Raw genomic sequence first — 15,436 nt, forward strand, 5'->3', positions numbered from 1 at the left:
AACTTTTTTACGGTAAAGAATTTAAATATCCAACTCAAACTCAATATTCTATATTAAGCCACATTCAAATAAATACCATGATTATATGGTATAATATTAAAAGCTAATTATAGTTAAACAAGATGAATTTTTAGAAGGCGGAAAGCTACTTAATAAGTGTTTTCAGCTCCTGAGAAATGCAAGGAGGATACTTAATGGAAAAAGAAGAACCTAATAAAAAAAAGAAAAAAGAAACTGAGAAACATGTTTTTAGAACCCTTGTTTTTACTTTTCTAATTATAGCCTTAGTAAGCAGTGTAGTTATTGGAGGAGCAGTTCTAGCTATGATTAAGACAGCTCCTATCTTAGATATTAATGAATTTTTAAAATTGGATGAGATTACAATGTTATTAGACGATTCTGGAAAGACTATGGATGAATATGTTATTTCACAAAGAAGAATTAATGTACCTATTAATAAAGTTCCGGTCATCCTTCAGGATTCATTTATAAGTATTGAAGATGTTAGATTTCAAACACACCCAGGTGTTGACTTAAAAAGACTTGGTGGTGCTATTTTTAATGATATAAAGATAAAAATAGCTGGTAGCGGTCAAAGTCTCCAGGGCGCTTCAACTATAACTCAACAATTAGTTAAGTATAGAGTGTTTTTAGAAGATTCTATGGAAAACAGAACTTCTATAAAGAGAAAAATTCAAGAAATGTCTTTATCCTTACAAATTGAAAAAGTTTTAACCAAGTCTCAAATTTTAGAGACTTATATGAACACTATTTTTCTAGGAGGAAATGCTCATGGTGTAGAAGCAGCCTCTCATCAATATTTTAACAAATCTGTTGAAGATTTGACCTTAAAACAATGCGCTTTTCTTGCTAGCGCTGCACAAAATCCTAGTGTTTCATATAATTTGGCATCTAAATCAAATAAAAATAAAGAAGCTTTTGATTCAAATAGAACAAAGGCCGTTCTTGATAATATGTACAATAGTGGCAAAATCAGCAAAGAACAATTTGATTCAGCTATGGCTGAAGATTTAAATTTTAGTTTTTCACAAAAAGATGCAAACAAAATGAACTATGAGTACTTCTCAAGACCTGTACTCCTACAGGTTGCTGAGGATTTAATGAAACAAAATAATATTAGTAAAAAGGAAGCATATTCAATGCTTATGTACGATGGTGTAAAAATTTATACAACCATGAATAGAGATATGCAAAATGCATCACAGAAACTAATTGATGATCCTATGAAATCAACGCAAGCAGGCCTCCAGGCAGCCTGTGTTATCACAGATTATCATACAGGTGAAGTTAAAACTATTATAGGTGGACGTGGTGACCAAGTTCCTATGTCTTATAACAGAGGTGCGTCGAATGACTACTTAAAGGCTCCTGGATCAAGCATTAAGCCACTAACCGTATATGGTCCAGCTATCGATTCAAAAACAGCTACAGCTTCTACTATTATTGAAGATTCACCTATACCTGAAGACATTGGCAAGAAATATTCTGCTCCAGGTACACCTCCTTATAATCCTAGAAATTCCCCGCTTGGATATAAGGGATATTTACCTCTTAGAGATTGCTTAAAATATTCTGTTAATGTTGCAGCTGTTAAAATTGAGGATATGATTGGTCTTAAAACTGGCGTTTCTTATGGCGAAAAGTTTGGGTTGCAGTTAGATGACCAAGATAAGAATAGTATATCTGCTATGGCCCTTGGACAATTAGATGGTGGTACTTATAAAGGCACTAATCCTCTCACTATGTCAGCGGCATATGGTGTTTTTGGTAACAATGGGCTACGTACAACTCCCAGATTATACACTAAAGTAGTCGATAGATCTGGTAAAGTATTGCTTGAAACAAAACTTGAAACAAAACCTGTTTTATCTCCTCAAAGTGCATACATTATATATGATTTATTAAAAGGACCTGTAAATCCTGGTGGTACTGGAACAAATGCTGTTTTTGGCGACATGCCAGTCAGAGGTAAAACTGGTACTTCTTCCGATTCTAAGAATCTGTGGTTTGTTGGTTTAACTCCATATTACTCTACAGCTGTTTGGATTGGAACCGATAAGGGAGATGAACTTAAAAATATTGGAAGTAATGATGCCGCTTCACTATGGGGAAATATTATGAAAAAAGCCCATACGTCTCTTCCAGTGAAAAACTTAGAAATGCCTTCTGGTATATCTCCCTATTCCGTATCAAAAGATTCAGGTGATATACCTACTGATTTAACTTATGCAGACCCAAGAGGCAATAGAGTTTACTCCGAACTATTTATTGATGGAACTCAACCTACATCCCTTGATAACATACATGTTTTGGCTAAGGTTATCAAAGACCCAAGTGGTAAATATGTTCTTGCATCAGAATTTACGCCACCTGGAAAAATTGAAACAAAAGTTTTTATAAAGAGAAATTATACACCTAATGTATTTCTAGAGGACTCTGCTTATGTATTACCAACAGCAGTTGACACCTTTTCAAATAATAGTATATTCCCCCCAGTTGCCACTCCTAAAGCTAGCATTCCTAAAACTAAAGGTAACTATTTTACTAAGCCTTAACACATAAATAAAAAACTACTATCAAATATTTGATAGTAGTTTTTTATTACAGACCGTTGACAAACATAAAATGTAAAACACTCTAATTTAAAATGAGGCCACTGAAAAACTATATGAAAAATCGTCATCTAATTAAAGATGGCGATTTTTTTATATAAAAGACTAAAAAACAAAAAGGAATTTTAAAAGATATGTCGAATTAGTATAGTAGAATAAAATAAAAGGGGCTAAACTATTATGCTAAAAGGACAATTGGAAATAAAAATAAATACATACCATAGCTTATATTCGTTAATTATTCCGAAAGATAACATTTTAAAGCAAATTAATGACCTTGTTGACTTTTCATTTGTTTATGACGAATTGATGATTAACTATAGTTCATCTATGGGTAGAGGTGCTATTAACCCCATAATGCTATTTAAATATTTACTTTTGAAAGTAATATATGAATTGTCTGATGAAGATGTTGTTGAAAGAACTCTTTATGACATGTCCTTTAAATATTTTCTAAATTTAGCCCCAGAAGAAACAAATTTAATAAACTCAAGTACACTAACTAAATTTAGAAAGCTTCGCCTTAAAGACATGAATTTATTGGATTTATTAATAAACAAGACTGTAGAACTTGCTATAAAAGAGGGAGTTTTAAAAAGTAAAGCAATAATAGTTGATGCTACGCATACCAAGTCACGTTATAACCAAAAGTCAGCAAGCGAGGAATTATTGAAACGTGCAAAAAACTTAAGAAAAACATTGTACGGAGTACATCCTGGTATTAAAGAAGAGTTACCTAATAAAGTTACAACTGGAGTACTTGAAGATATTCTTGAGTACTGCAAATTATTAATTGATACCATAAACGAGAAGCCAGAAACTGCAGCAAATCCAGCTGTGAAAACTAAATTAAACTACTTAATGGAAGCTATTAATGATGACTTAGAAAATCTAAAAATATCAAAAGATGAGGATGCAAAAGTGGGGCATAAAACTGAGGATAGTTCTTTTTTTGGATATAAATCACACCTTGCTATGAGTGAAGAACGTTTAATTACAGCAGCTGTTATTACAACTGGCGAAAAAAGTGATGGAAAGGAGCTCATAACCTTAATAGAAAAAAGCCGTGAGGCTGGTATAGATGTAAATGAAGTAATTGGAGATACAGCTTATTCTGAAAAGAAAAACCTAGAATATACAAAAGAAAATAAAATTGCATTAATTTCAAGACTAAATCCTGTAATTTCACAAGGAATGCGAAAAAAAGAAGATGAATTTGAGTTTAATAAAGATGCTGGTTTATTTGTATGTCCGGCAGGTCATATGGCTATTAAAAAAGCAAAACAGGGAAAGAAGAATGTTGGTAAAAATCAAGTGCTAACCTACTATTTTAATGTAGAAAAGTGTAAAAATTGTGTTCATAAAGATGGGTGTTATAAAGAAGGCGCTAAATCTAAAACTTATTCAGTTTCAATAAAGTCAAATACTCACAAAGATCAAATAGAGTTCGAAAAAAGTGAATATTTTAAAAAACGAGCTAGGGAACGTTATATGATAGAGGCTAAAAACAGTGAACTTAAGCACCAACATAGCTATGATGTAGCAATATCGTCAGGCTTAATTAGTATGCAAATTCAAGGTGCATTATCAATCTTCACTGTGAATCTAAAGAGAATAATTAAGTTGAAAAGCATGAAATAGGGCTTTTAAAACTTAATTATAAAATAAAAAGCATGAGATATCCAAAATATGAATATCTCATGCTTTTTCTATTCAAGCTTGAAAACTCTACTAAATAAAGAGTGCTTTTTTCAGCGGCCTCTTTAAAATTGGAGTGTTTTTTTTCATATTCAAAAAGGATTTTAGGACATCAATGTCGAATATATATAGTATACAAACTTTATAATTCGGAGGGCATTATTATGATTAATGAAAAGAACTTCACACAACAAAAACTAGAAATGGTGTATTTAGAAGATTTAGTTCCTAAAGACCATATTCTGAGAAATATAGATAAATACATGGATTTCTCTTTTATAAGAGAACTGACTAAAAAATATTACTGCTTAGATAATGGAAGACCTGGCGTAGATCCTATTATACTTTTTAAAATGCTGTTTATTGGGTACTTATTTGGAATAAAATCTGAACGACAACTTGTAAAGGACATTGAAGTAAATGTGGCTTATAGATGGTTTCTAGGACTAAGTCTTACTGATCCTATTCCAGATCATTCAACAATTAGCCAAAATAGACGTAGACGGTTTAAAGGTACAGATGTGTTTCAAAAAATATTTGACGAAGTAGTATTTAAGGCTATAAATCTTAAGATGGTAACCGGTAAAATACTTTACACAGACTCTACACACCTAAAAGCAAATGCTAATAAGCGAAAGCTTGTGAAAATTGAAGTTGAAAAAACGCCGAAAGAATATGTAGCTGAACTTAATAAAGCAGTGGAAGAAGATAGAATAAACCATGGTAAAAAACCTTTAAAGGAAAAAGAACCTGTTACCAAAATAAAAGAAACTAAAGTTAGCACAACCGACCCCGACAGTGGATATATGATGAGAGATGGCAAGCCGGAAGGCTTCTCATATTTAGATCACAGAACTGTCGATAGCAGACATAATATAATTACTGATGTGTATGTTACTCCTGGAAACATAAATGATGTTGATCCTTATATCGATAGATTAGATGTGCAAATAAAAAAGTTTAATTTTAATACAAAATATGTTGGTGCAGATGCTGGTTATGCTACAAATCTTATATGTAAAGAACTATATGAGAGGGAATTAAAATCTGTAATGGGATACCGTAGGTCTCCACATACAAAAGGAATGTACACAAAAAATAAATTCCAATATGTTAAAGAGCAGGACATTTACGTATGCCCTGACTTAAGGGCTTTACATTATAAAACGACAACAAGAGAAGGATATAAAGAATATGTTGGTAATGCAAAATATTGCGAGATATGTCCAAATAGAGCTCAATGCTTTTCTGCAAAAAGCAAGTTTAAAACTATTAGAAGACATGTTTGGGAAACGTATAAAGAAGATGTTGTAAAGTTCACCAGAACAGATAAAGGCAGAAATATATATAGAAGAAGAAAAGAAACTATAGAGCGAAGCTTCGCAGATTCAAAACAACTGCATGGGCTTCGCTATTGCCATATGCGTGGATTAGAAAATGTGCAAGAGCAGTGTCTGCTTACAGCAGCAGTGCAGAATATGAAAAAGATAGCTAGCCTGCTATCTTTACTGTTTTTTGATTTTCTAACTAAGAAGATAGTTGTTATTTTAAATTTATCCATAACTCAAAATGCTATCGCATAATTGCATGTAAAAAACCCAGTATAATAAAAAAATTATACTGGGTTTGTAAACAACCTGAAATAAAAAACTACTATCAAATATTTGATAGTAGTTTTTTATTACCCTTTAGTTTTAGGATTGAATAACAACGCCATAATATATCCAAAGAAAATTGCAGCAGTAATACCGCCCGCAGTACCCTTTATACCTCCTGTAAATGCTCCTATAATACCAACTTCATCTACTTCCTTCATTACACTTTTAGCTAAACTATACCCAAACCCAGGAAGAGGTATACTTCCACCTGCTTTTCCATATTTTATCACCACATCATATATATTTAATGCACCTAATATTACACCAGCAGTTACAAATAAAACTAGTATTCTAGCTGGAGTTAATTTAGTAGTGTCCATAAGTATTTGACCTATTATGCAAATTATCCCTCCAACTATAAAAGACATAATATAATTATTCATTTATTCACCCCCAAACTCTATTGAAACGGCATGAGCAATTCCTGGTATTGTTTCTCCTTGAAGCGGTGAAGTTGAACTTAAAAGTGCACCTGTGGAAACTAGTAGTATTCTTTTAAATTTTCCCTTTAGCATATTTTTTAGTAAGTACCCTGTTGCAACCACTGCAGAACATCCACAACCACTACCACCCGCGTTAGTTCCTTGGGTCTGCGCATCGAAAATTTCCTCACCACAGTCAATGTAATGACCCTTCATATCGTACTTATATTCTAGTAATAGTTTTTCTGTAAATTCTCTTCCTATAATGCCCAAATCTCCAGTAGCTATAATATCATAATCCGAAGGCTTTCGACCCGTGTCCATAAAATGTTGTTTAATAGTGTCTACAGCCGCTGGCGCCATTGCAACTCCCATATTATTCACATCAATTATTCCATAATCTTTGACCTTTCCAGTTGTAACATGGGTAACATATGGAAATTTACCTTTTTTTCCCAAAATCATTGCTCCTGCACCTGTAACGGTCCATTGCGCTGTTGGAGCTCTCTGACTTCCCATTTCCAGTGGCAATCTAAATTGCCTTTCAGCTGATGAGAAATGTGATGAAGTAGCTGCTATAACATAATTAGCCAGCCCACCCTCCATTATCATTGAAGCAACGCTTAAAGACTCTGCCATAGTTGAGCAAGCTCCATAAAGTCCTAGGAATGGTATATTCAAATCTCTAGCTGCAAAACATGAAGAAGATAACTGATTTAATAAATCACCTGCTAGTAGATAATTTATATCAACTTCTTTTAGTTTTGCTTTTTTTATGCCCTCTGATACAGCAGTATATAATAAACTAGTTTCAGCTTTTTCAAAGCTTTCAGTTCCATTAAGATCATCTTCTAAAATCCGGTCAAAATACTCTTTTAATGGTCCCTGCCCTTCCTTAGGCCCAACTATATTATATGTACTGATAATTCTAGGTTTACTTTCGATTTCTACTGTTTGAAGACCAATTCTTCTACCCATTTTAAATCACCACCTTAAAAAATAATATAAAATTCCTACAATTACAGATGACCCTATTCCATATACTAAAACGGGCCCTGCAATAGTAAACATTTTAGCTGCAACACCAAAAACAAAACCCTCTTTTTTAAATTCCATTGCTGGTGAAACGATTGAATTTGCAAACCCTGTAATTGGCACAACAGAACCTGCTCCTGCAAAATCACCTAGCTTATCATATACCCCTATGCCAGTAAGCACAGCTCCCAGAAAAACCATAACTATAGATACATATGTGCCTACCTCATCTTTAGGAATACCAATTCCAGAAAAAATGTCACTGATAAATTGTCCTATTACACATATTAAGCCTCCAACCCAAAAAGCATTAAAACAATGCAATCCTAAATTAGGTTTAGGGATGTTATTAGAATTAAGTTTATCAAATTTTTTTCTTATAGTTTTTTCTTCCACTTTCATGAAATGTCCTCCTTGTCGCTTTTAATAGTCACTACTAATCATTTATTATATTGTATTATGCAAATATAATATGCTAATTCTTTATGTTAGTATTTGCATTAATATTATTTTTAGTCAAAAAAAATAAGACGAATTTATAGATAAGGAACTTCAAAATTTAAAATTGAAGTTCCTTATTTATATCTCATCTTATACACTCACTTTTATTAGATCAACTTTTCCCTCATTATTTTCAAAACTTTTTTTTCTATTCTCGATACTTGTACCTGGCTAATCCCCATCATTTTTGCAACTTGAATTTGTGTATTATCTTTAAAATATCTGAGCATAATTATTTGCCTTGATTTTGCATCAAGTTTTCTAAGTGCTTCTTTAAGGGAAATTTTATCTAAAACCTGATTATCTTCTTCGTATTTTTCACTTAATTTATCTATTAATAGTACTGGGGCACCATCATCTTGGTGTATTGTATCAAATAAATACAGCATATTGCTAGCAGACTCTAATGCATATACTATATCCTCTTTTTCAATTTTTGAAAAAACCGACAGTTCATCAATAGTAGGCTCCCTCCCCAATTCTTTGGTTAGAGTATCTTTATCATAATGTAATTGTCTTGCAGTAATCTTAACGCTTCTACTTACTTTTATAATTCCATCATCTCTAAGAAATCTTTTAATCTCTCCCATTATCATAGGTACGGCATATGTAGAAAATTTCACATTATACTTAGTATCAAAATTATTAATTGCCTTTACTAAGCCAATACATCCAATTTGAAATATATCATCATACTCATATCCCCTATTAAGAAATTTTTTACTTATTGATGAAACTAATGGTAAATTCATTTCCACCAACGTATCTAATGCACCCGGTTCTTTATTTCTAGCCAATTGAATAAGTTGCATATTATCTTCATAAGTATAGTTTTCTTTTCTTACTATTTTTTGATCCATAATATTCCACCTAACTTAAAGGATTAAATATTTTTTTCATTATTATACTTGTTCCCCTACCTTTATCAGACTTTACTTCTAAACTGTCCATAAAAGTCTCCATTACAGTAAAACCCATACCTGACCTCTCTAAATCTGGGCGGGAAGTATATAATGGTTGCCTAGCGAGTTCTAAATTGTCAATTCCTTTTCCTACATCTTCTATTATCACTGTTAGTTCAGTTCCATTAATAATAGCTTCTATATTAATCATTTCCTCTTCATTATCATATCCATGAATAATTGCATTAGTAACTGCTTCTGATACTGCTGTTTTAACGTCGGTAATTTCTTCAATTGTAGGATCTAATTGTGAAGCGAATGCTGCTACTGCTACTCTTGCAAAACTTTCATTCTGCGATTTACTTAAAAATTCAATTTTAATTCTATTGTAACACATACTAATCCCCCCACTAAATGTTGTTTACAGCTTGTTCAACGTCATCATATGACATAATAATCTTAAACATTCCTGACAATTCAAATACTCTTTTTACTGAAGATTTAATGTTAGTTACGCATACTTTCCCATTTTTCATATGTAACTTTTTGTATCTTCCAATGACCACACCAATACCGGAGCTGTCCATGAACGTCACATCTTTGAAATCCATAATTAATTTATTGTAGCTATCTCGTTCTAAACGATCATCTATAATGTTCCTTACTTCTTCAGCACTATGATGGTCTAGTTCTCCAAACATGTAAACTATCAATTTGTCCTCGCTATTTTCAAAATTTAAATGCATTTTCTTCCCCCCAAATCATTTTAAATTAAAATATTTTTTCAGTATTGCCTAAATAATGTACCTTTATTCTATATTCTATAACTTACATGATTTTCCTTCTTTTTTTATGTAATATTTTTTCATTTTTTTATGTTATACCCATTTTTATTAGATACTACAGTAAAATATGAAAATAAAAAGAAGCAGGATGACTAAATACAAAGTCACTGCTTCTTTTTACTATATCTTTAGTGTTTATTATATATTTTACTAAAACTTACAGTTAAATCTTTTTTCCCATTCCTCAATAAGTGAAGGTCTAAAGTCTGGATGAGCAATATTTATGAGCGACCTTGCTCTATCTCTTAATGTTTTACCTTTTAGCTCCGCAATACCATATTCAGTAATTACGTATTGTATTTCGTTTCTCAAAGTTGTAACCGCTGCTCCTTCATCAAGCAAAGGCGTAATTCTTGAAATCTTTCCTTTGCTTGCTGTAGAAGGCATTGCAATGATAGATTTACCGTCCTTTGCCATACTTGCACCTCTAATAAAGTCAACCTGTCCACCTGTCCCACTAAACTGAGTTAATCCAATAGTTTCTGCATTTACCTGTCCCATAAAATCTACTTGAATAGCAGAATTTATACAGACCATTTTACTGTTTTTTGCAATTATAGCCGGATCATTTACATAATCTACAGAATACATTTCAACCATTGGATTATTATCAACAAAGTCATAAAGTCTTTTAGTTCCCATGAGGAAAGTTACTACTATTTTCCCTGGATGAAGTGTCTTAGCTTTATTTGTTATAACTCCTGTTTCAACAAGTTCAACTACTCCGTCTGAAATCATTTCCGAATGTATACCTAAGTCCTTTTTATCCTTTAAAAACAAAAGTACTGCATCTGGAATAGCTCCTATTCCAAGTTGAAGTGTGGAACCATCCTCAACTAAAGAAGCACAATACTCTCCAATAGCTTTCTCAATATCTCCAATTTTAGGAGGATTAAGCTCTATTATTTGATGACTTACTTCTACAATATAATCAATATCAGAAATATGTATAAAAGAGTCTCCCATAGTTCTTGGCATTTTATTATTTACTTCTGCAATTACCATTTTTGCACATTCCGTTGCAGTCTTTGTATAATCAACAGATACACCGAAACTACAATAACCGTGTTCATCTGGTGCTGAAACTTGAACAATTGCCACATCTATTGGCAGATAGCCCTTCTTAAATAGCTCAGGTATCTTAGAAAAAAAACAAGGTGTAAAATCTGCTCTTCCATCTCTAATGGCTTCTCTTGTAGGAGCACCTGCAAATAAAGCATTGTGCTTAAAATGTTTTTCCATTCCAGTATTAGTATACTCAGCTTTTCCCATAGGAACCATGTGTGCAATTTCAACATTTTCATAAGCCTTACAATTAGCTACCATTGCAGCTATAATCTCTGTTGGCTCTCCACAAGCATGTCCTGTAACTACCCTATTTCCGGACTTTATTTTCCCTGCCGCTTGCTGCGCCGTAATCACCTTTGATTTATAGATTTCTTCTAAGTTCATACCAATCACTCTCCTAAATTATAAATTTTTGTTTTGACTATATATTAAATATTTTAATATCATAGTTTCAGTTTTTAAGGAAACGTTGTTATAAATAAGGTTATAATATTTCTTAAAATTTGTATTAGCACATTTTTGTTAGTATTTCAATGGATTATTGTGATTTATTTCACAAATATTAGAAAGCGAATTTACAGAAATTTATAAACTCCTGCATAATATATATACTAATATTTATTGTTCTTCCTGCATTTTTTAAAGTTGTTCATTTTCACACCAATTCTAATTGGCTTATCTTTCCACTTATTATTCTTTTAGTATACACTAATTCTCTTAACTTGTATACCTAAATAAGGTTCTTTAATTATATCTATAACCATATTTCCCATGTATTTATTAAAATACATCAGTTTGAAACTTCATAACTCTTATTAGCCTTTTTTATTTTGTACAAAACTTAACAAAATAAAAAAGGCACTAAAACATAAAATAAATAGAAGCAGTATAATAAAATGTAAAATCACCTCGCTTCTATTCCTTTTATTCAAAAGTCTTTCTCTTGCTTATGCCTCCAATTCTTCATTTTCAAACAGCATAACATCAAATTTTGGTTTATTTCCTGATTGAATGATTATACAAAGTACAATGCCTGCTGCTAATCCCCAAGCTGCCCCTCTTGTTGCAACTACAGCAGCCATAACACCTGCAATACCTAGATCATTTGCTGTACGCGCCTTCAAAACTCCTACCCTTATAGAAACATACCCCTGTATTAGCATTGTAGATGCTAGTGCAATTCCTAAGATAGGTTTGCATAGGGAAACTATTGGTAAGAGTAAATATCCAGTAAGCGTACCGAATCTGAAGGAACCCGCTCCACCAAATATCGACTCCATAGACTCCTTGCCATGTTTATATCTTTCACAAATAACAACTTGCATTGCTGCCCATAGTGGTCCACACATTGTAAGATCTGGTCCTATTACAGACATTAGCATGTTACGAAGACCAAATATTATGTGAGATCTGTTCGGATTATAATCTATAAGTTCATCTGGTCGCTCCTTCTTACAGTCTCCTATTAACGCTTGAGATTGTATCATATCACCAAATAAAACTATATATGCAGAAATAACCATCGGTAGAGCATTTATAAACATTTTGACTGGAGGAAACCCTATATCTTTAGAAAAAAGGGTCCATTGTGTCCATAAAACTCCAAAAGCTGGTTTTGTTATACCCCATTCTACCTTAGGCCAAGCTGTTTCCCCAACTAAAGGCGCAAATATTATCGCAAGTGCTATAATTGGTAGTATGCCTAAATTAGATATTGCTTTTAAAATTTTATTTTTATTGCTAATACTTTTAAAATGATTTGAAAATAAAAGGTAGAAACCTAACCCTACACAAACAACAATAGAAATTGGAAATTGATCAAAACGAGCACCTTTTACAAATATAATATTTACAGCTGCAATACCAGCTCCAATTATAATGCCGGACTGCATAGCATTAGGAACAATGTGAACTATCTTCTTACCAAGTCCTGTAGCACCTAATAATAATGCTAAAGCTCCTAGACTCATTTCAAATGCAATTAATGCTTGTATTCTTTCAGGTCCTATGGCATAATCACTTACATAAAGAATGAGAAGTGGAATGGCTGGTGTAACCCACCCAGGCACAACTGGATCCCCTAAAAATACATGTGCACAATAAAATATACCATTTAACACAACAACTGCCATTGCTACTTCAAAAGGCATTCCTAAAAATTCCTGGAGCATTGGAATAGCTCCAAGACAAACCGCACACATCAGTAATCCTTGAATATAATCTGCCATTTGAAACTTATAGTGAATTCCAGGTATTCTTATCTTAAAAGGACCTGCAGGTATATATGGTTGTTCTTTCACAAACTCTTTTTTAATAGACATAAATTAACCTCCGATTTTATTTCCTACCACTTGTTCTGCCGTAATGACCTTTGATTTGTAAATATCTTCTAAGTTCATACCTATTACTATCCTAAATTATATTTTTTTTGTTTTGACTATATATTATCTAATTTAATATAGCTTTCACTTAGTGAGAAATCGTTACCAAAACCACTGTCATTTTAATATGTCTGAATGCATTTTTCTTAGTATTTCAATGAATTATTGTGATTATTTTCACAAATATTAGCAAAAAAATTTACAAATCCCTGTATAATACATATATCTTATTATTTAGTATATACTAAGTATCTTAACTTGTATACCTAAAAGAAATTCAGCATTTCATCTAAAAAAGCGCGACCCAAGAACATGAAAATAAATAGAATCAAGATAATTAAATACAAAATCACCCTGCTTCTATTCATTAATTTTTAGTAAAAATCTTTGGTATCATCAATAAGAATTTTTTAGAGTATAACTGTAATAACTTCATCCACAGGCTTTCTACGAGGGCTTTTATTTTCCTCTTCTAATGGTAATCCAATAGGGGTTAATGCCATTAATGAATATTCTTCTTTTTTAAAATTAAGCACATCTCCAATTTCTTTTGCAGCATAATTTGGACCTGTCATCCAGCATGTGCCATAGCCAAGACTCGCTGCTGCAAGTAATAAGTTTTCCATTGCGGCCGATGCTCCCTGTATTCCTGGTGCAGTATTAAAAAGTTCTTGTATATCATCTGCGCTTTCATTAATGGCCTTAAATTCTTCAAATCCTGTTGGTTTATAATTTCCAGCATATACTAGAATTAAGCAAGGAGCATTCCTAAATGCAATATGGTATTTTAAAGATTTAGTGAAAATTGCCTTAATATTTTCATCTACAATTTTAGATGCTATTTCTGAATTTTTATCTTCCACGACTTTTACAATTTCATTTATCTTTTCTTTATTTCTAATTATTACAAAGTGCCAATTCTGAACATTTTTACCCGATGGAGCGTGAATAGCCGCTTTAATAATCTCCTCTAAATCAATCATAGGAATAACTTCGTCCTTAAATTTTCGTATACTGTGTCTTTTATAAATAAAATCTAAATTCGACATGGAATACCTCCTAATTTTATATTGTATATCATATACTATAAAGAGAGAGGTTTAACCCTCTCTCCTTATATTTTAATACAAATTCTTATAAACGTCTCTAATTTCATCTCTGCTTAAAGGCACATAATTATTAGCTAAAAGTCTTGCCTGACCTACAATAACGCTATCCGCAAAGCCTTCAATATCTTCTACCTTCATACCGTAGTCTTTCAAAGGTTTTCTAGTTAATAATTTATCAAGTATGCTGGCAAGTGCTGCAAATACATCATCTTCACCATTTACATTTAAAATATCTGCAAGTATTTTTTTAATATCTTTAATTTTACCATTTGGATTTTTCTTATTATAAGTTCTAAATACTTCAACAAACATCTGGTAGTTTGCTTCTCCATGAGGAACGTGGTAAGTTCCACCAAGTGGATAAGAAAGTGCATGAACAGCACCAACTCCTGTGTTTCCAAAAGCAATACCAGCATAGTTACTACCTATTACAAAATCTTCAATTATTTCTTTTCTGTATTCTTCACCTTTTTCAATTATTTGAACGTATCCTTTTAAAATCAATTCCATTGCTTTAACACTAAATAATTCTGTGTATGGATTAGATTTTGGAGATACATAGGACTCAATAGCATGAATCAACGCATCAATTGAACTAGCAACAAAAAATCTGTATGGTAGTCCTTTAACTAGTTCTGGAATAAGTACTGCATGATCAGCTAATAATTCATCTGTAGCAAGGCCCATTTTTGTATGTTTAGCTTTAATTTCAGCTATAGATAAATTTGTAACTTCTGAACCCGTTCCAGCAGTTGTAGGAACTATTATAAGCTCTTTATCCTTTATAAGTGGAACTTTTTTCTCAAATAAATCTAATGCTGTATTATCACCTTTTATTACAAGAAGCTTTGCTATGTCAATAACACTACCGCCACCAACAGCAAAAATCCTTTTAAAAGTTTTCCCCTTAATAGTAGCGAGAACTGCATCAATTATTTCATCTGAAGGTTCTCCAACTCCATATTTTTCTAGGAAAACTACTTCAGCGTTAAGATTTAGGCTTCCGAAAAAAGGATTATATATAAATTCATTTGATAATACAAAATCTCCTTCACCGATATTAAAGGTTTCAGCAAAATCCTTTGCTGTATCAAACTTATGAATTTGTGACTTAATTGAAAATAATTTCATTATTTTACCTCCTATTTAATTTAATTTAATTTAGGAAATTAGGTTTCAACATA

13 protein-coding genes are annotated in these 15,436 nt (G+C 32.1%); 3 read left to right on the plus strand and 10 right to left on the minus strand.

The features are described from left to right. Window positions 1-194 precede the first annotated feature (194 nt). From ACWJKS_RS10255 to ACWJKS_RS10265, 3 genes are all read left to right on the plus strand, one after another. Window positions 195-2,576, plus strand: coding sequence for a transglycosylase domain-containing protein (locus ACWJKS_RS10255; protein WP_220319530.1), 2,382 nt, complete (start codon window positions 195-197; stop codon window positions 2,574-2,576). Between the two features lie 237 nt (window positions 2,577-2,813). After that, window positions 2,814-4,274, plus strand: a complete 1,461-nt coding sequence (locus ACWJKS_RS10260; RefSeq protein WP_462952569.1) for an IS1182 family transposase — start codon at window positions 2,814-2,816, stop codon at window positions 4,272-4,274. A gap of 221 nt (window positions 4,275-4,495) precedes the next feature. Beyond that, window positions 4,496-5,914, plus strand: a complete 1,419-nt coding sequence (locus tag ACWJKS_RS10265) for an IS1182 family transposase (RefSeq protein ID WP_268064117.1) — start codon at window positions 4,496-4,498, stop codon at window positions 5,912-5,914. A gap of 98 nt (window positions 5,915-6,012) precedes the next feature. On the opposite strand, the gene spoVAE is transcribed toward ACWJKS_RS10265, so the two are convergent. The 10 genes from spoVAE to ACWJKS_RS10315 all read right to left on the minus strand — a co-directional run bounded on the left by spoVAE (window position 6,013) and on the right by ACWJKS_RS10315 (window position 15,383). Then, window positions 6,013-6,372, minus strand: a complete 360-nt coding sequence (gene spoVAE, locus ACWJKS_RS10270; protein WP_165413399.1) for a stage V sporulation protein AE — start codon at window positions 6,370-6,372, stop codon at window positions 6,013-6,015. Further along, the gene (spoVAD, locus tag ACWJKS_RS10275) at window positions 6,373-7,389 is read right to left on the minus strand and encodes a stage V sporulation protein AD (RefSeq protein ID WP_216303694.1); all 1,017 of its coding nucleotides are present in this window, start codon (window positions 7,387-7,389) and stop codon (window positions 6,373-6,375) included. A 6-nt stretch (window positions 7,390-7,395) separates the two neighbouring features. Next, the gene (spoVAC, locus tag ACWJKS_RS10280; protein WP_165413397.1) at window positions 7,396-7,848 is read right to left on the minus strand and encodes a stage V sporulation protein AC; all 453 of its coding nucleotides are present in this window, start codon (window positions 7,846-7,848) and stop codon (window positions 7,396-7,398) included. 206 nt (window positions 7,849-8,054) lie between these two features. Continuing rightward, entirely contained in the window at window positions 8,055-8,807 is a 753-nt protein-coding gene (gene sigF / locus ACWJKS_RS10285) for an RNA polymerase sporulation sigma factor SigF (protein ID WP_165413396.1), read from the minus strand. Window positions 8,808-8,817: 10 nt separating this feature from the next. Next, window positions 8,818-9,246 carry an anti-sigma F factor gene (gene spoIIAB, locus ACWJKS_RS10290; protein WP_165413395.1) on the minus strand — a complete coding sequence of 143 codons (429 nt, stop codon included), beginning with the start codon at window positions 9,244-9,246 and terminating at the stop codon, window positions 8,818-8,820. A 13-nt stretch (window positions 9,247-9,259) separates the two neighbouring features. Next, the gene (spoIIAA, locus tag ACWJKS_RS10295) at window positions 9,260-9,595 is read right to left on the minus strand and encodes an anti-sigma F factor antagonist (protein ID WP_165413394.1); all 336 of its coding nucleotides are present in this window, start codon (window positions 9,593-9,595) and stop codon (window positions 9,260-9,262) included. A gap of 249 nt (window positions 9,596-9,844) precedes the next feature. Continuing rightward, window positions 9,845-11,146 carry an acetyl-CoA hydrolase/transferase family protein gene (locus ACWJKS_RS10300; RefSeq protein WP_216303695.1) on the minus strand — a complete coding sequence of 434 codons (1,302 nt, stop codon included), beginning with the start codon at window positions 11,144-11,146 and terminating at the stop codon, window positions 9,845-9,847. Window positions 11,147-11,709: 563 nt separating this feature from the next. After that, a complete protein-coding gene (locus tag ACWJKS_RS10305) occupies window positions 11,710-13,083 on the minus strand; it encodes a hypothetical protein (RefSeq protein ID WP_216303696.1) in 1,374 nt (457 codons plus the stop codon). A 470-nt stretch (window positions 13,084-13,553) separates the two neighbouring features. Beyond that, the gene (locus ACWJKS_RS10310) at window positions 13,554-14,192 is read right to left on the minus strand and encodes a nitroreductase family protein (protein ID WP_220285843.1); all 639 of its coding nucleotides are present in this window, start codon (window positions 14,190-14,192) and stop codon (window positions 13,554-13,556) included. A gap of 72 nt (window positions 14,193-14,264) precedes the next feature. Continuing rightward, complete coding sequence (locus ACWJKS_RS10315; protein ID WP_216303698.1) at window positions 14,265-15,383, minus strand: 4-hydroxybutyrate dehydrogenase; 1,119 nt, start codon at window positions 15,381-15,383, stop codon at window positions 14,265-14,267. Window positions 15,384-15,436 lie beyond the last annotated feature (53 nt).

The sequence above is a fragment of the Clostridium sp. CM038 genome (genome assembly GCF_055081105.1).